The sequence below is a fragment of the Novosphingobium sp. 11B genome (genome assembly GCF_054589055.1).
Genome location: NZ_BAAILP010000191.1, coordinates 49,904 through 71,438 on the forward strand (window position 1 = coordinate 49,904; position 21,535 = coordinate 71,438).

Genomic DNA, 21,535 nt, shown 5'->3' on the forward strand with positions numbered 1-21,535 from the left:
GGATGCGGAAAAAGGCATTGCTCGCCGCCGCGCTGGCTGCGGCCTCGTTCATCCCCGGCGCCGCGCGGGCGGCCGCCGACCCCGCGCTCAAGCAGGAAGTCGCCGCCGCCGTCGAGGCGCAGCGCAAGCAGATCCAAGTCATGGTGGACGAGATCTACTCGTTCGCCGAACCGGGGTTCCAGGAGGTGAAGACCAGCGAGTACCTCGCGGGTATCCTCGAGAAGAACGGCTTCAAGGTGGAGCGCGGCGTGGCGGGCGTGCCGACCGCGTTCACCGCGACATGGGGCACCGGCGGGCCGAAGATCGCGCTGGGCAGCGACATCGACGGGCTGCTCGGCGTATCGCAGGTGCCGGGCGTGGCGGAGGTCAAGCCGCTCACCGAAGGCGCACCCGGGCATGGCGAGGGCCACAATTCGGGCATGCCGCTGATGGTCGCCGCCGCGCTCGCCGCCAAGCAGGTGATGACGAAGCACGGGCTGCAGGGCCGCCTGATGCTGTGGCCGGGCGTCGCCGAGGAGCTGCTGGCGACCAAGGCGTACTATGTGCGCGCGGGGATGTTCAAGGACGTCGATGCCTCGATCTTCGCGCACGTCAACACCGGGTTCGGCACCGGCTGGGGTGATCTTGGCCTGACCGGCATGATCTCGGTCGAGTACGAGTGGAAGGGCAAGACCGCCCACTCCGCAGGCATGCCGTGGGAGGGTCGCAGCGCGCTTGACGGCGTGGAGCTGATGGACGTCATGTGGAACTTCCGGCGCGAGCATCTGCCGCTGACGCAGCGCTCGCACGACGTCATCACCAACGGCGGTGGCCAGCCCAACGTGGTGCCGGACAAGGCGAGCAGCTGGTACTATTTCCGCGACAAGGACTTCGCCTCGCTGCGCAATCTCTACGAGGTGGGCAACCAGATATCCGAAGCCTCGGCGCTGGCGACGGGCACCACGGTCAGCCGCAAGGTGCTGGGCTTCGCCGCGCCGAACTACGGCAACAAGCCGCTGGCCGAGGCGCTCTACGCCAATATCGAGACGGTGGGCGTGCCGCAGTGGTCCGCCGCCGATCAGGCGTTCGCGAAGGCGGTGCAGGTGAAGAACCACCTCAAGGTCGCCCCGCTGCCGGATAAGGTCGCGCCGCTCTCCACCCCGGACCTGCGCGGCGATGCCAGCTTCGGTGGCTCGGACGATATCGGCGACGTGATGTGGACGGTGCCGACGGTCACCATCGGCTATCCGGCGAACATTCCCAACGTGATCTTCCACCACGCCACCGCCGCGATGGCGATGGCCACGCCGATCGCACACAAGGGCACCGTCGTCGGCGCCAAGGCGGTGGCGATGACGATCCTCGATCTCGTCACCACGCCGCAGATCATCACGGAGGCCAAGACCTGGATGAAGGACGTCCAGCTCAAGGACCAGAAGTACGATCCCCTGATCGCCGCCACCGACATGCCCGCGATCGACCGCAACGCGCGCACGATGGCGCAGATCCGCCCGGCGATGCAGCCCAGCTACTACGATCCGAAGAAGTATGATTCCTACCTCCAGCAACTGGGCATCGATTACGAGGCTTCGGGTCGCGAAACCTCCGGCGCGGGCAGCTAAGCCCCCCAGCGCGCCAACCGGCCGGGGTCACGAACACCCTGACAAGAGCCAACTGCCCCGGCCGGTTCTTTTCCTTACGATATCCTCCTTCCCACGAAGGGACCTGCAGATGGCACGCATCATCGTCATCGGCGCCGGCATCACCGGCGTCACGGCCGCCTACGCCCTGCTTTCGCGCGGGCACGAGGTCACCCTGGTCGAACGGCACCGCTACCCGGCGATGGAGACGTCCTTCGCCAATGGCGGGCAGCTTTCCGCCAGCAATGCCGAAGTGTGGAACTCCATGGCGACGATCACCAAGGGCCTGCGCTGGCTGCTGCGCCCCGACGCGCCGCTGCTGTTCAACCCGCGCCCCTCGCTGCACAAGTATTCGTGGATGGCGCAGTTCGTCGGCGCCATCGGCAGGCACCACGCCAACACCGTGGAGACAACCCGCCTCGCCATCGCCGCGCGTCGCCACCTGTTCGACATCGCGGAGCGCGAGGGCATAGACTTCGACCTCTCGCGCTGCGGCATCCTCCATTTCTATCGCAACGCCGAGACGTTCGAGGCGGCCCGGCGCGGCAATGCGCTGCTGGTCGAGGGCGGGCTGGAGCGCGAGGAAGTCTCGCCCGCCGAGATCGCCCGCATCGAACCGGCGCTGCGGGGCGATTTCTGCGGCGGCTTCTTCACGCCGTCCGATTCCACGGGCGACATTCACAAGTTCACCACCGGCCTCGCCCGCGCCTGCGCCCGCCTCGGCGCGCGGTTCGTGCTGGGCGGCGAGGTGGACCACATAGCGCTTCGGCCCGACGGTGTGTCGGTCCGGCTGCAGGCGGCGGGCGGCCTTGGGGAAGGATCCGATACCGGCCGTCTGCAGGATTTTTCGACCGATGATCTCGGTGCCGAAACGGTCGTCGAGGGGGACATGGTGATGGTCTGCGCCGGGGTCGCCAGCCGCGCGCTGGCGGCGAAGCTGGGGGACCGGGTCAACATCTACCCGGTCAAGGGCTACTCGATCACCGTCATGCTGAACGACGAAGAGAGCCGCGCCGCCGCGCCCGAGGTCAGCCTGCTCGACGAGGACGCCAAGATTGTCACCAGCCGCCTCGGCGCGGACCGTTTCCGGGTGGCGGGCACGGCGGAGTTCAACGGCTTCAACCGCGACATCCGCGCCGACCGCATCCGCCCGCTGGTCGACTGGAGCGAGCGGCACTTCCCCGGCATGAGCACGCGCCAGGTGGTGCCGTGGGCGGGCCTGAGGCCGATGACGCCGACGATGATGCCCTTCGTCGGCCGGGGCAGGCATCCGCGCGTGTTCTACAACACCGGCCACGGCCACCTCGGCTGGACGCTCTCGGCAATCACCGCGGAACTGGTCGCGCAGATGATCCCGCCGGATGAGACCGAACAGCGCCGCAGCGCCTGAGGCGTCAGGCCGCCAGCGTTTCCGAACGCGCGTCCACGAGGACCCGGTTGCGCCCTTCGCGCTTGGCACGATAGAGCGCGGCGTCGGCGGCCTTTATAAGCGTGGAGCCGTCGCGCTCCATGCTGTCCTCCCACGATGCGATGCCGAAGGACATCGTCAGCGAACCCAGCGCGCGGCCGCCCTGGTGGACGATCAGTTCGCTGATCGACTGGCGTACGGAGTCCACTCGCGCGGCGAGAGTGACCGCTGAGGTACCCGGCGCGATGATCGTGAATTCCTCGCCGCCGAAACGGCAGACGACGTCGCCGTCACGGAAGCGGCTGCGCATCTCCGTCGCCACAGCCTGCAGCACGGCGTCTCCGGCGTCGTGGCCGAACTCGTCGTTGAAGCGCTTGAAGTGATCGACGTCGCACATGACGAGGCTGAGCGGGCTGCCTGAACGCGAGGCACGAGCGATTTCCAGCGCCAGCGTCTCTTCCATGTAGCGCCGATTGAACAGGCTGGTGAGCGGATCGCGGATGGTCTGCTCGCGCAGACCGCGCTGGAGGCGGTGGTTGACGAGGGCGGAGGCGATGTTCTCGGTCAGCACCGTCAGGCGGAAACGGTTCTCGGTTCCGACCACGCCCTTGAGGTAGAGCACGCCGATAACCTCGCCTCCCGCCAACAGCGGTTCGCAATGGTAATGGTCGGTCTGGTTGCCGACATGGGCGCAGACGATGTCGGAATCGGGCTCGACGACGAAGTGGCTCTGGCCTCGGCGCAGAGCCCAGCACTGATCGGGCGCGAAGCCTGATGAGGCAACATCCAGCCCACCCCAGGCCGCGATCGGCACCAGCAGGTTGCGCGAATTGTTGTGGGCGTAGAGCGCGCCCGGGATTTCGGGCAATACGCGCGGCACGAAGACGCGGATGATGGATGCGAGTTCGTCATCCGTCCGCGCTGCCTGCATGCGGTGGGCCATGCCGCCGAGCAGTTCGATCACCTCGCCGCGTTCGCGCAGGACTTCGGTGTTGCGGCTGAGTTCCGCATTGGCGACGTGGAGGCGATCCTGGCTTTCGTGCTGGTCGGCGACGGCGCCCTCCAGTTCCTCGGCCATGGCGTTGTAGCCGTTTGCCAGCCGTTCGAACTCGCTCGATTCCATGTGGGCATCAATGCGCGCGGCGCGGTCGCCCGCGCCAAGCTGGCCCATGACCGTCATCATCGCATCGACCGGGCGGCGGATGCGCCGGATCAGCGTGGCCGCGGTGTAGCCGACGAAGATCATCGTCAGCGGCACGCCGCCCAGCACCAGCCAAGTGATGTAGCTCAGGCGCTTGTCCACGACGTCGGTTCGCGTCGTCGACAGGGCGCGTTCCTCGTTGAGCAGGTCGTTCACGCGCGCCTCGACGAGTTGCATGAGATAGCGTCCGCGTCCCGATGCGACGGCGGCCTGTGCGCCGGTGAAGTCGCCCGCGCGGGTCTGCTTGGCGATCTGCTCCAGCAGGTCCGCGCGCTGGCCGATCAGGGTACGGATCTGGACGGCGCGGTCGTTCTGGGCGGGATTGTCCTTGGTGAGGATGACAAGCTCGCCTGCCGCCGCTCGCGCCGCGCCGACTTCGGCCTCTACCGTCTCGCCGAATTCGGGGTTGTGCGTAAGGGCAAAGCCACGCTCGCCGGATTCCGCTTGTTGCAGATGCCCCATCGCGCGGTTTGCGGTCTTGAGCACCTGCGAAGAATGGATGACCCACGCGAGGCTGGCGCGCGTCTGCGCGGACCCTTCGAGCAGCAACCCTGCGAGCAGTGCCAGCAACAGGCACAGCACGCTGCACAGGATGACGATGCGACGCGACAACGACCCGACCAAGGGAATCTCCGTATAAGCGGGAGATAAAGCCCTCGGTCATCTGCCGCCGCGTTGCAATCGAAATTACAAAACTGAAATGTGACTTGAACGCGGCGGCAGGCGGTCTATCGGCACGTCAGGCGATGGTCGGCACGATCCCGCCTTCGACGCGGATCGCCGCGCCGTTGGTGATGGCGCCGAGCGGGCTGGCGAGCAGCGCGACCTGCGCCGCGATCTCGTCAGCTTCGATCAGACGGCGGATGAGCGACAAGGGGCGCAGCTTGGCGAAGAATTCCGCCTCGCGCTCGGCTTCCGGCGCATCCTTGTTGTCGACGACCGAGCGGATGAACTCGACGATGCCTTCCGAGCGCGTCGGCCCGGGCATGACCGAGTTCACCGTCACGCCCGTTCCGCGCGTCTGCTCGGCAAGGCCGCGCGCGATCGCCAGTTGGGCGGTCTTGGTCATGCCGTAATGGATCATCTCGCCGGGGATCACGAGCGCGCTTTCGCTGGCGATGAAGATCACGCGGCCCCAATCCTGTTCCAGCATCTTCGGGAAGTAGTGGCGGGCAAGGCGCGCGCCGCTGACGACGTTGACTTCGAAGAAGTGGTGCCAGTCCGCGTCGGTGATCTCGGTGAAGGGCTTGGCTTCGTAGATGCCGAGGTTGTTGACGAGGATATCGGCCTGCGGGACCGCGGCGATCAGGGTTTCGGCACCCTCGGCGGTTGCAGGGTCGGCGAGCACGGCGCGTACCTTGCCGCCGTTCGCCGCCGCCGCGCCGACTTTGGCTGCGGCTTCGTCGAGTTTCGCCTGATTGCGGCCGGAGATGACGACGTCCACGCCCTCGGCAGCGAGGCGCTCGGCGATGGCGAGGCCGATGCCGGCGGTCGAGCCGGTGACGAGTGCGGACTTGCCGGTGAGTTTGAGATCCATGACGTGATGTTCCTTCTGGTGTGGCCGGAACCTAGGTGCTCGCAGGATTGATGACTAGTGAGAGGTGGGGCATATCAGAAGTGAATCAGAATCACGGATCACGCGATGGACAACCGCTTCGGCGAAATGCAGATTTTTCTCGCCGTGGCACAGGGCGGCAGTTTTGCCAGTGCCGCCAAGGCGCTGCGCCTGACGCCTTCTGCGGTGAGCCGCGCCATGGCGCGGCTCGAGGGGCGGCTGGGCGTGCAACTCGTCTCGCGCACCACCCGGGCTCTGGCCCTGACTGCGGAAGGGGAAGTTTATCGCGGCCGGGTTGCGGGCCTCGTCGCGGAAATCGACGAGGTTGAGCGTGGCTTCGGTTCGGCGGAAGAAGCGCCTCGGGGGCCGCTGCGGATCAATGCCTCGGTGCCGTTCGGCATGCAGTGTCTGCTGCCGATCCTTCCGCGCTTTCGCAGGGCCTGTCCCGGGGTCACCGTCAATCTGGCGTTGTCCGATACACTGGTCGATCTGGTGGAGGAGCGGGCCGACCTTGCTATCCGCATCGGCCCCTTGCGCGATACCGGCCTCAAGGCCAAGAAACTGGGGCGCAGCATGATGGCGGTTGTCGCAAGCCCCGAATATCTGCGCGAGCATGGCGAACCGGCGCATCCGCGCGAACTGCCCGACCATGCCTGTCTCCAGTTCAGCTTCCGCCGCTCGATCGATACATGGCCGTTCCGGGTCGATGGAGCGCTGGTGCAAAGGCCGATCGAGGCCGCCTTTCTGGGAAATTCCGGCGAAGTCGTGCGGATGATGGCGGTTGCGGGCGGCGGGATTGCCCGGCTGGGCCGGTTTCATGTCGCCGCTGATCTTGCGGCGGGAAGGCTGGTCGAAATCCTGACGCCATTCAATCCGGGCGACCATGAGGACATCCACGCCCTCTACGTCGGCCATCGACGGCTGGCCTCGCGCATCCGGGCATTCCTCGATTTCCTTGATCGGGAACTGGTGCTGCCGGGAACGGGCTAGCGGGCGCGGCGGCCGGTCCTCCAGTTGAGCGTGGCGACGGTCAGCGCGGCGCCCAAGCTCAGTTCGCCGAGCCAGGCGATCGTGCCCATGGCAAGACCGAGCAATGCCGCGCTTACGGTCCAGCCTGCACCGAGCAGCAGCCATCCTGCCATTCGTACCGGCCGCATTTGCGCCTCCGTCAGCGATTTGCCGAGGAGATCGCGCTGGTGCCGCTTCATGGCGGCGGCCAGTGCAAGGAACCCGGCGAAGGTGATGAGGGCGGGAAGAAGATGCATCATGCGCTCGTCACCTGGCGGGATGTTGCGCGCGGTTTCCGGCCGAGCGTCGCCTTGGCCCGCGCCCGGGCACTTTTCACGGCGGCGAGAAGGAAGCCGGCGGCAAGCAGCAGCATGACCAGATCGAAGGCAGCGAAAGTCCAGTCGCCTGCCAGCAGGCTGGGGAGCAGTCCGCGCGAAGTCGTCAGTGCATTGACGAGGGGTATGGCCACGAAGCAGGCACCGGCCATCGCCAGCGTCTCGGTCCACGCGCGGCCGGCGGGCCGTAGCATTCCCCATAGTCCGACGCCGAACCACGCGAGGAACAGGCTGTCGATTTCATGCTCGGCGCGGTCGGCCATTTCGAGGGGCAGCAGGCGGTTGGCGAGGAAGTAGGCCGCGATACCCGTCGCCAGTCCTGCGATGGCGGCGATATTGAGCCGCTCGACGATACGGAAACCCATGTGCGGGCGCGAAGGATCGGGCAGCCGTGCGCGCCGTTTCACGGTCCACAACACAAGGCCGCTGCCGACCATCACCGTCCCGCCGAGACCGCTCAGGAAATAGAGCCAGCGCAGGCCCCACTTGGCGAACCGGCCGGTGTGCAGGCCGATCATCACGCTCTCCGTTGCCAGTGCGGCTCCGGCGGCGCGGTGGGAGCCGATCGGGCGACCCGTGGCGCCTTCAAACGACGCCGTCTGCCCGCGCGCGCGGAATGCCGCTTCGGCGGCGCGGCTCATATCGATCCGGGCGGCGGCATCGTTGGGGTTGGCGATGCTGATATAGCCGACCCGCTCTCCGTGCCATTGGGCGGATGCTCGGCGGACCAGCGGCGCAAGGTCGACCAGCGCGGCGTGTCTGCCGCTGGCCTCCACTTCGGCTGTACGCCCGAAGACCGCTTCGGAGAAGGCGGCGGGCGCTGCATAGTTGGCCGCGATGCCCCAGGGCATATACATCGACGCAAGCGTCACCAGCCCGGTGAAGGTGATCATGAGATGGAAGGGCAGCGCCAGCACGGCGGTGACGTTATGTGCGTCCAGCCAGCTTCTTTGCCCCTTGCCGAAGCGCAGCATGAAGAAGTCGGCGAAGATCTTCTTGTGCGTGATCACGCCCGAGAGGATCGCCACCAGCATGAACATCGCCGCGACGCCGACAAGGTAGCGTGCCCACAGCACCGGCATGTAGTGCAGGTCGAAATGGAAGCGGTAGAGGAAGAAGCCGCCGCGCGTCTCGCGCGTGGTGATGGCACGGCCGTCACGGTCGAGCAGGGCGCTGGTCTCGCTCCGTTTCGCCGGGCGTTCGCCGGAAGGCTGCCAGTAGACTTGCGTGGTGGCGCTGCGGCTGTTGGGAAGGGAAATGTACCAGCTCTTCGCATCCGGGGCGACGGTGTTCAGATAGCGCATCGCACCCTGCGCGGCGATTGCCGGGTCGGCGTCGCCTGTCACTTCGGGCTGCATCCAGCGGGTGATCTCGTCCTGGAAGTAGGCTGCGGTCCCGGTGGCGAACATTGCGAAGAGCAGCCATCCGAGGAGCAACCCGCTCCAAGTATGAAACAATGCCATCGATTGGCGAAGGCTGTCCTTCATATCCGCCCTCCCATCGAGAGGGAGAACCACAATGCAGCGCCGAGCAACAGTCCGGAGCCTGCCAGCCACAGCCAGAGCCTGACCACCGAACGCGCTCCGAAGGCCACGAGCGCGAGCACGGCGAACAGGGCGAAGGAGGCCAGGGTTGCGGCCACGCTTGCATTGGCCGGATCGACGCCCAGCCCCTGCCAGAGCAGCCGCGCAAGACAGGCTGTCGCAACGGACGTCAAAAGGTAGTTGGCGGGTATCGCCGCAATCAGCCGCGCGGCGATCTCGCAGCGACCGATGGTGCCGTTGCGTACGGTCATCGGCGAATTGCCGCCATGCGAATTTTCACGGAACCCCCTAATCGTTGACGTAACGATGTTATTGCGACGCACTCGCAATATTCGCTAGTCGCGGTACGGGGCGTTGTCAACGGATGGGCGCGCGGCCCTAGCCGGTGGCTGGGACTTCCTTCAGGCAGTGCACCGAACGAAAGCGCGGCATCGGAATGCGCAGGGAAAAGGCTTCACCCTGCCATGCGCGCTCGACGATCCAGCTGTCTTCATCAGCGCGCAATGCATAAGTTCCGCGTGCGAACAGATCGGGCCGTTCACGCCGCCGGTCTAGCAGGACACGGGTAAGCTCCAGCTTGCGCGCGGACAGGGGAGGCACCTTGCCGGACGCCAGTGCGTTCCAGTCGATCGGACGGCGATTGTCCGGGTCGGTCAGCCCGATCGCCAGTATCTCGCTGCCCTGGTAGATGTCGGGAATGCCGGGCGCTGTCAGTTGCAAGGCGGCCTGTGCCAGCACGACGGTTTCGATCGCGGCGTCGAACTCGCCGCGCAAATGGGCTGGCAGCAAGGCGCCGGCCGCCAGTTCGCGATGGAGCGTGCGGCACAGCTCTGCGACGGCAGCCTCCGCCGCCTCGTCGGGTGCCTCGTGCCGCGACATGTCCTTGCCTTCGCGCATGGCCTTCGCGATGTGCGCGTCGATACGTTCCGCCGCATCCGGTTCGGCGCGCAGCATCAGGGCCGTCTGCAGGGCATAGAGCGCCCATTGTTCTGGCACCCCCGCTTGCTGCGCGTGGTGCCGCGCATCGGCATAGAGCCCGCGCGCGAGGTCGGGGAAGTAGCCCAGCGCGATGAGGACGGCCCGCGCATCTGACGAGCGCTTGGTGTCGTGGGTGGACACCGCATCCAGCGCGAGGGGTGTCAGGTCGCCACGCCTGGCCATGGCGGCGGCGAAGCCGGCAGCGTCGATGGTATCGAGTTCGGGTTCGGCACCCACTTCGCATAGCGGCAGAAAGGCCACGCTGCGGAAGAACACGGTGTCTTCCTCGGACTTCGCGGTCAACGCACCGGTCAACTGTTCGAAGCGGGCGGCAAATGTGCGTGCCAGCATATCGTCGGGCGCGCGCAGCAGATCGATCAGGCTCGCGGCCATGGGGTCCTCCGCCGCTGGGCCGATGGCCTCCGCGATCTGGGGGGGAAACGAGGCCAGATCGGCCGCGTAGGAGCGGTATACCGGCCAGATCGTCGCTAGCCGGCAGATCGCTTCCGTTATCTGCGGCCGAGTCTGCTCGCCGAGTGCGAGTGCTGCCAGCGCGGCACCCGTCACGCGGCGAAGTTCGGGCGTGAAGACCTCCTCCAGCAATTCCTGGCGGACCTTGCGGACTTCCTGTCCGTAGTCACGCGGGACGGCATCGGTCGACGCTTCGCGCACCGCCGCCAGGCCTTCGGGAGACGTCAGAAGGCGGGTAAGCGGGGTGATGAATTCGTAGCCGCTCATGCCTTCAACCGGCCAGGCAGGGGGCAGTTCTTCACCGGCCTTGACGATCTTTTCGACCCATATCGGGGTGTCGCCCACTGCATCGCGCAGGCGCTGAAGGTAGCCGCCGGGCCGAGCCAGTCCGTCGATGTGATCGACGCGCAGACCCTGGATATGGCCTGCATCGACCTGATCGATGATCCAGCGGTGAGTCAGCGCGAAGACCTCGGGGTCTTCCTGAAGGACGCCGATGAGGTCGGTGATGTTGAAGAAGCGGCGGTGGACGATACTGTCCGCGCTTGTCCGCCAGTCTCCCAGCGACCAGTGCTGCTCAGCCAACAGGGCGCGGAGAGTCGGCGCGTCCAGCGAGCGCGCTGCGCCGCAGAGATGGCGGGAAAGGTCGGTCGGGCGCAGTGGATATTCGCGTTCGTAGACACGCAGGCGTGGGTCATCGCCATCTCCCGCCAGAGCGACCTGATCGGCTGGCAGCAGGTCTTCGATGGTTCCGTCGAGGACCGGAAAGTGCAGCGGCCCGGCTTCCCAGTCGATGTCGAAGATGCCGGCGTGCGCGCTGTCGCGGCCATGGCGCAGCACGTCCGCCAGCCACGGGTTTTCGGGAGTGAAGCCCATGTGGTTCGGCACGATGTCGATCACGATGCCGATCCCGGCGAGCGTCGCCGCCTGGCTCAGACGCTCGAAGGCTTCCTCCCCGCCCAGCGCCGGGTCGATGCGGGTGGGATCAATCACGTCGTAGCCGTGGGTCGAGCCTGCAGCGGCGTGGAAGGGCGGGGACAGGTAGAGGTGGCTGATGCCCAGCGTCCCCAGCCACGGCAGCAGTTCGCGCGCCTTGTCGAGGTCCACGCAGTTCCGTAGCTGGAGCCGGTAGGTGGCGACGAAGGGTATCGCTTGCGGCATCGGCATCACTCCGGTGAAACGGTCATCGACAGCGCGAAAGGGCTCGACGCATCGGCAAGCAGCAGGATCGGGTCGGGGAGGGACTCGAACGGGGTGGTGGAGCCGCCCAGTTCGGCCCGCAGCCGCAGCGTTCCCGGCGCGAAGGACCATTGCGCCCCGATGCCGGAACCTTCTTGTCGAACGGCGGCGACCGGCTGCGGGTTTCGGGCGAGCAGGGGCGTCACATGCGTTCGGCGCAGGTCGAGCAAGTCACGCACGAAGGCTTCATGCTCCTGCTGGTCGGCCCGGATGGGACGGCCAATGCTGGACGCCATGAACGTTTCCGGCGCCACCGGGTCGGGAACCTCGCCGCCGAAGCTGCTGAAGCGGGCGAATTCCTGCGCCCGGCCCTTGCGGACGGCTTCGGCGAGGTCGCCCTCGAAATCGACGAAGAACTGGAAGGGCGCATCGGTGAGGAACTCGTCGCCCATGAACAGCATCGGCGTGAAGGGCGTCAGCAGGGTGAGTGCGGTCATCACGCGGTAGGCATGGCGGTCAGTGACGAGATGATGCAGCCGCTCGCCTCGAGCGCGGTTGCCGACCTGATCGTGATTGCCGAGGAAATTGACGAAGGCGGTGCGGGGAAGGTCGCCCGATGGTTCGCCGCGCGGGGTATCGTCGCCGTTCTCGCGCGGCTGGCCCTGCTCGACGTAGCCATCGGCGAGTGCTGTGGCGATGTCGGCCACCGGGGCGACCGCGAAGGGGGCGTAGTAGCTTTCGTCCTCCCCGGTCAGCAGGCAGTGGACGGCATGGTGCCAGTCGTCGTTCCAGGTGCCGTCGTAGGGCGCATCGGCGGTAAAATAGCGGACGAGATTGCGTTCGTCCTCGGTGACGAGGTGGATCGGCCGGCCGAAGTCACAGGCGCGGATACGCGCGGCCAGTTCGTCGAGGAAATGGGTTTCGGAATGGTCCTCGATGGCGTGCACCGCGTCGAGGCGCAGGCCGTCGAGGCGGTATTCGTCCAGCCAGTGCAGGGCGTCGGCGATGAAGTATTCGCGCACGGCCGGGGCCTCGAAGGCGATTCCTGCACCCCACGGTGAGGCACGCTCGGGGTGGAAGAACGAGGGGCACCACGCGCCGAGGTAATTCCCGGAAGGTCCGAAGTGGTTGTAGACCACGTCCAGCATCACGGCGATGCCGTGGCTGTGAGCCGCATCGACCAGCGCGCGCATCTCGTCCGGCGTGCCGTAGGCGGGGTGCGGTGCGAAGGGCAGGACGCCGTCGTAGCCCCAGCCCCGGTCGCCCTCGAACTGGGCGACGGGCATGATCTCGATCATCGTCACGCCGAGGTCCGCAAGGCGCGGCAACTCTGCAATGGCAGCGGCGAACGTGCCTTCCTCGGTGAAGGTGCCGAGGTGGAGTTCGTAGACCACCGCCTCGTGCCAGGGGCGTCCCGGCCATTCGTGTCGCCATTGGTAGGCCGCCGGATCGACCAGCATCGAGGGGCCGTGCACGTCGCCGATCTGCGCCCGCGCGGCGGGGTCGGGATAGGGCGTGCCCTCCATGACCCAGCGATAGGCGTCTCCGGCGGTGGCCTCGCCCTCGAACAGCCACCAGCCCTGCCCGGCAGACTGCGCGGGCATTGCCATGCCGCCGACTTCCAGCCGGGCCTCCTCCGCGTCCGGCGCCCAGAGGCCGAAGCGCCAGCGACCGTCGCCCAGAGGCTGGGCGCCCCAGTGCGTTGCCATCACGCGGGGCGGAATAGGCAGAGGCTGCCGGGCGAGATCGCGGCGGCCTCGCGGTCGACCGGCTCCTCGGTGAAGGGATCGTCGCGCGCGGTGTCGAGCAGGCGCACCCACTCGCCCTCGGGCAGCGTGAAGTCGAGACCGTCGCCCGCGTTGACCACGGTGAATAGCGGGCGCCCGCCGTCGAGGAAGACCTCGCGGGTCGAGTAGTCGAGCAGCATGCCGAGCACGCGCAGGCCTTGCTGGCCCCACAGCTCGCCGTCCATCGCGCGGCCGTCCGGCTGGAACCAGGCGATCTCCAGGCGCTCGTTGTCGCCGGTCTCGCCCATCAGGAAGTTCTCCTGGCAGAGCACCGGGTACTGGCGGCGCAGGGCGATCATGCGGCTGCAGAAGTCGAGGAATGCGTCGTCCCGGCTCTCCCAGTCGAGCCAGCCGAGTTCGTTGTCCTGGCAGTAGACGTTGTTGTTGCCGTGCTGGCTGTTGCCGATCTCGTCGCCCGAAAGCAGCATCGGCACGCCCTGGCTGACCATCAGCGTCGCCACCATGGCGCGGCGGCGGCGGGCGCGGGCGGCGGTGATGGCCTCGTCGTCGGTGGCCCCTTCGGCGCCCATGTTGTCGGAAAGGTTGTTGTCGTGCCCGTCCGCGCCGCCTTCGCCGTTGGCCTCGTTGTGGCGGTCGTTGAACGAGACGGTGTCCATCAGCGTGAAGCCGTCATGCGCGGCGAGGAAGTTGATCGAACTGGTGGCGCCGCGATCCGAATGGTTGAACTGGACCGGCGAGCCGATCAGGCGCTGGGCGATGTCGCCCACCAGCCCCTCGTCGCCGCGCCAGAACGCGCGGGTGTCGTCGCGGAACTTGTCGTTCCATTCGCGGAACGGGTGGGGGAAGCCGCCGACCTGATAGCCGCCCATGCCGATGTCCCACGGCTCGGCGATCAGCTTGACGCCGGCAAGGATCGGGTCCTGCCGGATCGCGTCGAAGAAGCCGCCCTCGCGATCGAAGCCCGCTTCCTCGCGGCCCAATGTGGAGGCGAGGTCGAAGCGGAAGCCGTCGACGTGCATCACCTGCACCCAGTAGCGCAGCGAATCGAGCACCATGCGCATGACCATCGGATGCGCCACCGCCAAGGTGTTGCCGGTGCCGGTGTTGTCGAAGCTGAAGCGCGGGTTCTCGGGGCTCAGCATGTAGTATGCGGCGTTGTCGAGGCCGCGGAAGCTGAGGGTCGGACCCTTCTCCGAGCCTTCGGCGGTGTGGTTGTAGACCACGTCCATGATGACCTCGATCCCCGCCTTGTGGAACCGCTTCACCATGTCCTTGAACTGGCGGATGGCGCGCGGGGCGACGTCGCCGCCGCGCAGGAAGCGCGGTTCCGGTGCGAAAAAGCCGAGCGTCTGGTAGCCCCAGTAGTTCGACAGGCCCTTGTCCAGCAGCATGCGGTCGTCGAGGAAGAACTGGCTGGGCAGCAGTTCGATGGCGCTGACGCCCAGCTTGCGGAGGTGATCGAGGATCGGCTCGCTGGCCATGCCTTCATAGGTGCCGCGCAGGGCCTCGGGGACGTCGGGGTGGGTCATCGTCAGGCCGCGCACGTGGGCCTCGTAGATCACCGTCTCGGTCCAGGGGCGGGAGAGGGACTTGTCGCCTTCCCAGTCGAAGTCCGGGTCCTGCACCACGCTCTTGACCATGAACGGGGCGGAATCGCGGGCGTCGAAGGTGGTGTCGTCGCCCGTCGTCAGGTCGTAGCCCCAGAGCGCGTCGTCCCATTGCATCGCGCCCGAAACCTCGCGGGCATAAGGGTCGAGCAGCAGCTTGTTGGGGTTGAAGCGGTGGCCGCTCGCGGGATCGTAAGGGCCGTGGGCGCGCAGGCCGTAGAGCTGGCCGGGCTTCACGCCGGGGAGGTAGCCGGAGAAGATCGAACCTTCCCGCGATGGCAGTTCGAGGCGGGCGGTTTCCTCGGTGCCGTCCTCGGAAAACAGGCACAGTTCGATCGCCTCGGCATTCTCGGAGAAGACGCCGAAATGGGTGCCCTCGCCGGTATATTCGGCGCCGAGTTCATGGATCATCCGCTCGGGGCGGGAAAACGCGATGTCGGCGGGATGGTCGGTAGCTGGGCCCTGCGTCACGTGCTGCCTCCTGCATGATGCTGCATCCGCTAACACGCATGGGGGGCGGGAGGTTCCGGGCAGGTTTACACGGTTGACACGCTCCAGAGGGAAAAGGTGTCACCTTTGGCCGGAAAGTGTCACCTTAGGTGCGCAAGGTGACACCTTTTGCTGACGATGTGTCACCTTGTGAGGAGAAAGTGTCACCTTGCGGTGTAACCTTGTGCAGCTGGAAGCGATCGGGCGCGGCATGGGCGCATCGTAGCGCGGCGCCCATCCTGTAGGAAAGCGCCCGCTTCTTTACGTGAACAAGGCCCAGCCCGCGAAGGCCCCTCCCGCGACCAGCGCGGGCGTCACCCAGGCCCCCTTGATCCGCCACACGACCGCCAGGGCCACCGCGAAGATCGCGAGCGCACCGAGCGGGGCGGTCACGCGCAGTCCGGTCGCATAGGCAAGCTGCACGAAGGTGGCGGCGATGATCCCCACCACGGCGGCGGCGATGCCTTCGAGCAGGCGGTGCAGCGCCGGATTCTCCACGATGGCCTCCAACCGCTCGAACAGCACCAGCGAGAAGGCGAAGGCGGGCAGGAACATCCCCGCAGTGATGGCCAGCGCGCCGCTCACCCCGCCGGTGACATAGCCCACGAAAGTCACGAAGATCACCAGCGGCGCAGGCAGCACCCCGGCGAGCGCAATCCCGTCGAGGAAGGCGCCGTCGCCGATCCAGCCCCGCCCGACCGTGTCCGAACGGACATAGGGAATGGCCGTATAGGCCCCGCCGAAAGTCAGCAGCCCGCCTTTGAGCCCGGCGACGAACAGCGCGAAGGTTGTGACGGGAATGCCCTGCACGGCATGCAGGCTGTCGCCAGAGCCGGAAAGCAGGTGGATCGCGGTCGCCAGCGCGAGGGCGACCGCAAGGATCGCGCAAGCCACCAGCGGCCGATGCGACACGGCATAGGTCAGTCCGCCCGCCGCCAGCAGGATCCAGAACGGCACCCCCAGCAGGGTCAGGACGAGGCTTGCCACCGCGATCACGCCGAGCAGCGCGTTCTCGACGATATGGTGTCCGATGCGCACCACCGCGCGCAGGATGATCGCGAGCACGGCGACCTGGACGCCGAGAAGTGCGCCCGCCAAAGTCAGGTTTCCGGCGACCCAGGTGACGTAGGCCCATCCCGCGACCAGCATCAGCACCAGCCCCGGCAGCATGAAACCCAGCCCGGCCAGCAATCCGCCGATCCGCCCGCGCGCGATCATGCCGAGGTGGACGCAAAGTTCATGCGCCTCCGGCCCCGGCAGCACCTGCAGGACCGCGAGCAGGCGATTGAAGCGGCCCTTGTCGATCCAGCGCTCGTCCTCGACCAGCGCCTGACGCAGCATGGCGATCTGCGCGACCGGCCCGCCGAAGGCCAGCGCCCCGAACCGCAGGAACTTGAGGAACAGTGCAGGCAGCGAAAGGGTGGGCGGCGCGATAGTGATGCAGGCGGTGTCGGTCGTCATGCAAGTGCTCCGCAGGCCGCAGGTACGGCTGATGGAGCGGACTTGGACGTTGCCGTCTGAACGGGCGTCCGCGCGTGCCCGTTGGTGGGATTTCAGCGCAATGGTGGGGGGAAGTCAAGGCGTGAGGGAGCGCCCGTTGCGCTTTGCCCACCCCGCTGCGACTAACTTCGCTTTCGGCTCAGCAAGTCTCGCTGCCCCTCCCGCAAGCGGGCGGGGTAAACCGCTTTCGCCCTCCCGCTCGCGGGAGGGCCAGGAGGCTTGGCCCGAAGGGCTTAGCCGGACGGGGTGGGCCAGCTCGCAGGCGGTTTACCACCCGAAAACCAGAATAGGGGCATCCGGTGCCGCCCCTTAGCGGACTTCGCGTGAAGGTGGTGGACCGGCCTTTTCCCATTCCTCTGCGGTGTACTCAACGCACGGTATCAAGGTGCTACACCTATATCGCTCGCCAACCGCGCGACGAATAGCGGCAACACGATCTCGATCAGATGCAAGGTCAACCACGAAGGCAATTCCCGGCCGAGGATCAAGTTGCGCATTGTCTTCAAGGTAATCGAACACAGTTTCGTCGCTGGTTAACTTACCATTCCAAAAGAGCTGATTGTCACGAATCTCCAAGAGATTCACGGTGGCCAGCTCGCCAAATTCGCACCCCTGCCGTTGCCAACCTGATGGTGATGGGTGGCAGTTAGGCCTACCCCCATTTTGCGTTAGCGATCTTTCACCACTATCCGCGCTCGAATTGCTTGTCAGATGAGCGACGGCCATGATGAAAGTAACGAATGTCATGCGGCGGAATGCTATCATGTGAATGGCAGCAATCCACCCGAAGTCGTCATTCAAACACCATCTTCATCCCAGCCTCGCCGAGACGCCGCGACGTGACGAGAGCGGTCCCAGCCTTCGCTGGGATGACGGACTGTATCGGCACCATCAGCGCGCACCCAAACGAAAACGGCCCGCCCTTTCGGGCAGGCCGCTCTCGCATCACAGCAGTCGTCGCTTAGCCGACGAACGCGCGCTCGATCACGAAGTCGGCGGGCTTGTTGTTCGATCCTTCGACGAAGCCCAGACCTTCCAGCATCGCGGCGATGTCCTTGTTCATCGCCATCGAGCCGCACAGCATCACGCGGTCGGTCGCAGGGTCCATGCGGGCCTCGCCCTTCAGACCCTCGAACAGGCGGCCGTTCTCGATCAGCACATTGATGCGGCCGGTGGTGTGGAATTCCTCCCGCGTGACTGTCGGCACATAGGTCAGCTGCACCAGCGCCTGGTCCTCGACCAGCGGGTCGCCGGCCAGCTGGCTCTCCAGCTCCTGGCGGAAGGCGAGGTCGGCGACGCGGCGGACCGAGTGGACGATCACGACCTGCTCGAACATCTCGTAGACGTCCGGATCGCGGATCAGCGAGAGGAACGGCGCGAGGCCGGTGCCCGAACCGAACAGGAACAGGCGCTTGCCCGGCGTCAGCGCGTCGGTGACGAGCGTGCCCACCGGCTTGCGGCCAAGGTAGATCTGGTCGCCCGGCTGGATCAGCTGCAGCTTGGAGGTCAGCGGGCCGTCCTCGACTTTGATCGAGAGGAACTCGATCTCCTCGGCCCACGAGGGGCTGGCGATGGAATAGGCGCGCAGCAGCGGCTTGCCGTTGTCGCCCTGCAAGCCGATCATGATGAATTCACCCGAGCGGAAGCGGAACGAGGCCGGGCGCGTGATCTTGAAGCTGAAGAGGTGCTCGTTCCAGTGATGGACCGAAAGCACCGTTTCCACGGTCAGCGCACCAGTGGGTTCCAGAACGGTCGCAGGAGCCGCCGAATTGTCCAGGGTGGCGGCTTCTGCCTTGCTATCGTTCATCAACGTCAGTCCTTGGTTCATCGAATGGGTCACGCCGGCGGGTTTATCAGTGCAATGCCGAAGCCGGCGATGGTCATCGCGGCGCTTGCGCGGCTCATGGCCTGGGCGACCGCGGCGACCGTGTCGCATGGCACGACATGCGCGAGAGTCGCGCGCACGTTTTCGCGGCGGCCTATACCGACATCGCGCCAAAGTGCAAGGAGCAACGCCTCATGTTCGCAGATGCGGTGGCAGCCCATCGGCGCGACCATGATCCTTTCGGATGCCCGGCGGCTGACGAGCGCCATCGCCATGTGAAAGTCCGGCAGGACGGTGGCGGCGTTGTATCCGGCAAAGGCGCGCGCCAGCGACTGCGCCGGGCAATTGCCCTTGGATGCCGAATGCGCCCATCCGCGCATGGCCCAGAGCAGGAACCGGCCGTCGTTGTCGAGTTCGGTGACCGGCCGGTCGAGGAAGTCGTACATGCGCGTGCCTCAAGATATGCTATTGCGAATTATTCGCATATCTTGTGCATCGTGCGGCGCGATGCGTCAACCCGGTGTCGCCGTACGACGAGGTGGCGCGGGGGAAGGGTGGTCCGAAGCCATGGCGCGCGTCCGGGCCTTGCCGCAATGCAACAAAATGCCCTACCGCGGTTTGACGGGGGCAAGTCGACGCACCAACAGCCAAGAGTTCATGAACCCAGACCGCCGCACCGTTCTTTCCGGTATCATCGCCAGCGCCATCGCATCGGGCTTCTCGTTCAGGGCTCTCGCCGCCGAAGAGGTGACGCGGGTGGACGATCTCATCAAGAAGATGACGATCGAGGAGAAGGCCGGGCAGATGACCTGCCTTGCCGACGCCTTCCGCCCCTTCAACCCGCCCAACCCGGCGGCCGGCATCCAGGACGTGAAGCGGCTCTCGGAGGAAATCCGCAAGGGCCGCGTCGGCTGCCTGTTCAACGGTATCGGCGTGGCGGGCGCGCGCAAGGCGCAGGAGATCGCGGTCAACGACAGTCGCCTCGGCATTCCGCTGCTGCTGGCGGGCGACGTGATCCACGGGCTCAAGACGATCTTCCCGGTGCCGCTGGCCGAGGCGTCCAGCTTCGATCCGGTGCTGGCGCAGCGCACCGCGCGCGCCATGGCGCTGGAGGCGACGGCGGCGGGCCTGCACCTGACTTTCGCGCCGATGGCCGATGTCGCGCGCGACCAGCGCTGGGGCCGCGTGGTCGAGGGCTCCGGAGAAGACGTGACGCTGACCGCGCTGCTCTCCGCCGCGCGGGTGCGCGGATTCCAGGGGCGCGACTTGCGGCGCGACGACTCGTTGCTCGCCTGCCCCAAGCACTTCGCTGCCTATGGCGCGGTGGCGGGCGGGCTGGAATACGGCAGTGTCGACATCAGCGACGAGACCCTGCGCGAGACGCACCTGCCGCCCTTCGGCTCCGCCTTCGCGGCGGGCGCGCTGACTACGATGGCGGCTTTCAGCGAGATCAACGGCGTGCCCGCGACCGCCGACCGCACGCTGCTCACCGATATCCTGCGCGGCGAGATGGGCTTCACCGGCTTCGTCTTCTCGGACTACACCGCCGACGAGGAACTGGTCGCCCACGGCTATGCCGAGGACGACCGCGACGCCGCGCGGCTGGCAGTGCTGGCGGGTGTCGACATGTCGATGCAGAGCGGCCTCTACATCCGCTACCTGCCTGACCTCGTGAAGAGCGGCGCGGTGCCTATGGGTACTGTGGACGTGGCGGTGCGGCGCATCCTCTACGTCAAGATGGCGATGGGCCTGTTCGACAACCCCTGGCGCTCGCTGGACGAGGCGGCGGAGAAATCGCGCATCGGCGCGCCCGTTCACCGCGAACTCGCGCGCGAGGCGGGCGCGCGCTCCATCGTGCTGCTGCAGAACGACGGGGTGCTGCCGCTCGACAAGGGAAAGAAGCAGAAGATCGCGCTGATCGGTCCGTTCGGCGATGACAAGGCGAACCTCTACGGCCCTTGGGCTTTCTACGGCGATCCCGACAAGGGCGTGGACGTGGCCAGCGGGCTGCGCGGCGCGATGGTCGATCCGGACCAGCTGACCGTCGTGCCCGGCTGCGCCATTCACGGCCCCACCGACGGCGGGATCGAGGCGGCGGTCAAGGCGGCGAAGGCGGCCGACGTGGTGATCCTCGCCCTCGGGGAATCGCAGGACATGTCGGGCGAGGCGCAGTCGCGCACCGTGATCGAGATCCCGCCCGCCCAGCAGGCGCTCGCCGATGCGGTGGCGGCGGTGAAGAAGCCGACCGTCGTGCTCCTTCGTCACGGTCGTGCGCTGGCGATCCATGACGGGGTGGCGAACGCCAATGCCGTGCTGGCGACGTGGTTCCTCGGTTCCGAAGCGGGCAATGCGATCGCCGACGTGGTGTTCGGCAAGGTCGACCCCTCGGGCAAGCTGCCGGTCAGCTTCCCCTGGGAGTCGGGGCAGGAGCCGTTCTTCTACGATCGCAAGTCGACCGGCCGCCCGACCGTCCCCAACGGCAGCACCGAGTACAAGGCCCGCTACGCCACCACCGACAACAGCGCGCGCTACCCCTTCGGTCACGGCCTGAGCTACACCCGCTTCACGCTGGACAAGCTGCAGGTTTCCGACCCCGCCCTGCGCTGGGACGGCACCGTCTCGATCACCGCGCGCCTGACTAACAGCGGCAAGCGGCGCGGCAGCGAGATCGTGCAGCTCTACACCCGCGACCGCGTGGCCAGTCGCACCCGCCCGATCCGCGAGTTCAAGAAGATGGAGCGCGTCACTCTGGAGCCGGGCGAGAGCCGCACCGTGCGCTTCACCCTGTCCCGCACGGACCTCGAATTCGTCGGCGCAGGCAACCGGCGGCTGGCGGAGCCGGGCGCGTTCGACGTCTGGGTGGGCCAGTCTTCCGAGGACGGGCTGCACACGCAGATCACCTTGTACGCGGCGGCCCCGGCGAGCGCTTAGGGCGCGATCTAAAGTACGTTCGTCATTTCGAGCAAAGCGAAGCAATCCAGGGCGGCGTAGTGCTACCCTGGATTGCTTCGCTTTGCTCGAAATGACGATTTGTTGGGAAATCATCGTGCCATGCCGTTTGGCGGCTA

The 21,535-nt window shown here is 66.7% G+C and carries 15 protein-coding genes; 4 read left to right on the top strand and 11 right to left on the bottom strand.

Annotation, left to right across the window (positions count from 1 at the left end):
• The first annotated feature begins 2 nt into the window (after window positions 1-2).
• Both ACYPYD_RS17240 and ACYPYD_RS17245 read left to right on the top strand, forming a co-directional pair.
• Window positions 3-1,601: a peptidase dimerization domain-containing protein gene (locus tag ACYPYD_RS17240; protein WP_459664415.1), complete on the top strand. Its 1,599-nt coding sequence runs from the start codon at window positions 3-5 to the stop codon at window positions 1,599-1,601.
• 109 nt (window positions 1,602-1,710) lie between these two features.
• On the top strand, window positions 1,711-3,009 hold the full coding sequence (locus tag ACYPYD_RS17245) for a D-amino acid dehydrogenase (RefSeq protein ID WP_459664417.1): 1,299 nt from the start codon (window positions 1,711-1,713) through the stop codon (window positions 3,007-3,009).
• Window positions 3,010-3,013: 4 nt separating this feature from the next.
• Here ACYPYD_RS17245 and ACYPYD_RS17250 read toward each other — a convergent pair whose 3' ends face one another.
• Window positions 3,014-4,852 (bottom strand): diguanylate cyclase, encoded by a 1,839-nt coding sequence (locus ACYPYD_RS17250; RefSeq protein ID WP_459664419.1) that lies wholly within the window; start codon window positions 4,850-4,852, stop codon window positions 3,014-3,016.
• 115 nt (window positions 4,853-4,967) lie between these two features.
• Entirely contained in the window at window positions 4,968-5,765 is a 798-nt protein-coding gene (locus tag ACYPYD_RS17255; protein WP_459664421.1) for an SDR family NAD(P)-dependent oxidoreductase, read from the bottom strand.
• 105 nt (window positions 5,766-5,870) lie between these two features.
• Between ACYPYD_RS17255 and ACYPYD_RS17260 the strand changes: the two genes are divergently transcribed.
• Entirely contained in the window at window positions 5,871-6,773 is a 903-nt protein-coding gene (locus ACYPYD_RS17260; RefSeq protein WP_459664423.1) for a LysR family transcriptional regulator, read from the top strand.
• On the opposite strand, the gene ACYPYD_RS17265 is transcribed toward ACYPYD_RS17260, so the two are convergent.
• From ACYPYD_RS17265 to ACYPYD_RS17305, 9 genes are all read right to left on the bottom strand, one after another.
• On the bottom strand, window positions 6,770-7,051 hold the full coding sequence (locus tag ACYPYD_RS17265) for a DUF3325 domain-containing protein (RefSeq protein WP_459664425.1): 282 nt from the start codon (window positions 7,049-7,051) through the stop codon (window positions 6,770-6,772). The genes ACYPYD_RS17260 and ACYPYD_RS17265 overlap by 4 nt on opposite strands.
• On the bottom strand, window positions 7,048-8,613 hold the full coding sequence (locus tag ACYPYD_RS17270; protein ID WP_459664427.1) for a PepSY-associated TM helix domain-containing protein: 1,566 nt from the start codon (window positions 8,611-8,613) through the stop codon (window positions 7,048-7,050). Before ACYPYD_RS17270 ends, ACYPYD_RS17265 begins: the two co-directional genes overlap by 4 nt.
• Window positions 8,610-8,921 (bottom strand): hypothetical protein, encoded by a 312-nt coding sequence (locus tag ACYPYD_RS17275; RefSeq protein ID WP_008832197.1) that lies wholly within the window; start codon window positions 8,919-8,921, stop codon window positions 8,610-8,612. Before ACYPYD_RS17275 ends, ACYPYD_RS17270 begins: the two co-directional genes overlap by 4 nt.
• Before the next feature lie 127 nt (window positions 8,922-9,048).
• Window positions 9,049-11,280, bottom strand: a complete 2,232-nt coding sequence (gene treY / locus ACYPYD_RS17280; RefSeq protein ID WP_459664429.1) for a malto-oligosyltrehalose synthase — start codon at window positions 11,278-11,280, stop codon at window positions 9,049-9,051.
• Between the two features lie 5 nt (window positions 11,281-11,285).
• The gene (gene treZ / locus ACYPYD_RS17285) at window positions 11,286-13,007 is read right to left on the bottom strand and encodes a malto-oligosyltrehalose trehalohydrolase (RefSeq protein ID WP_459664432.1); all 1,722 of its coding nucleotides are present in this window, start codon (window positions 13,005-13,007) and stop codon (window positions 11,286-11,288) included.
• Window positions 13,007-15,124, bottom strand: coding sequence for a glycogen debranching protein GlgX (gene glgX / locus ACYPYD_RS17290; RefSeq protein WP_081799082.1), 2,118 nt, complete (start codon window positions 15,122-15,124; stop codon window positions 13,007-13,009). Before glgX ends, treZ begins: the two co-directional genes overlap by 1 nt.
• 279 nt (window positions 15,125-15,403) lie before the next feature.
• A complete protein-coding gene (gene chrA, locus ACYPYD_RS17295; RefSeq protein WP_459664435.1) occupies window positions 15,404-16,603 on the bottom strand; it encodes a chromate efflux transporter in 1,200 nt (399 codons plus the stop codon).
• Between the two features lie 1,000 nt (window positions 16,604-17,603).
• Window positions 17,604-18,449, bottom strand: a complete 846-nt coding sequence (locus ACYPYD_RS17300; RefSeq protein ID WP_008829865.1) for a ferredoxin--NADP reductase — start codon at window positions 18,447-18,449, stop codon at window positions 17,604-17,606.
• Between the two features lie 29 nt (window positions 18,450-18,478).
• Window positions 18,479-18,913: a hypothetical protein gene (locus tag ACYPYD_RS17305; RefSeq protein ID WP_459664439.1), complete on the bottom strand. Its 435-nt coding sequence runs from the start codon at window positions 18,911-18,913 to the stop codon at window positions 18,479-18,481.
• Between the two features lie 211 nt (window positions 18,914-19,124).
• Between ACYPYD_RS17305 and ACYPYD_RS17310 the strand changes: the two genes are divergently transcribed.
• On the top strand, window positions 19,125-21,398 hold the full coding sequence (locus ACYPYD_RS17310; protein WP_459664442.1) for a glycoside hydrolase family 3 N-terminal domain-containing protein: 2,274 nt from the start codon (window positions 19,125-19,127) through the stop codon (window positions 21,396-21,398).
• Window positions 21,399-21,535 lie beyond the last annotated feature (137 nt).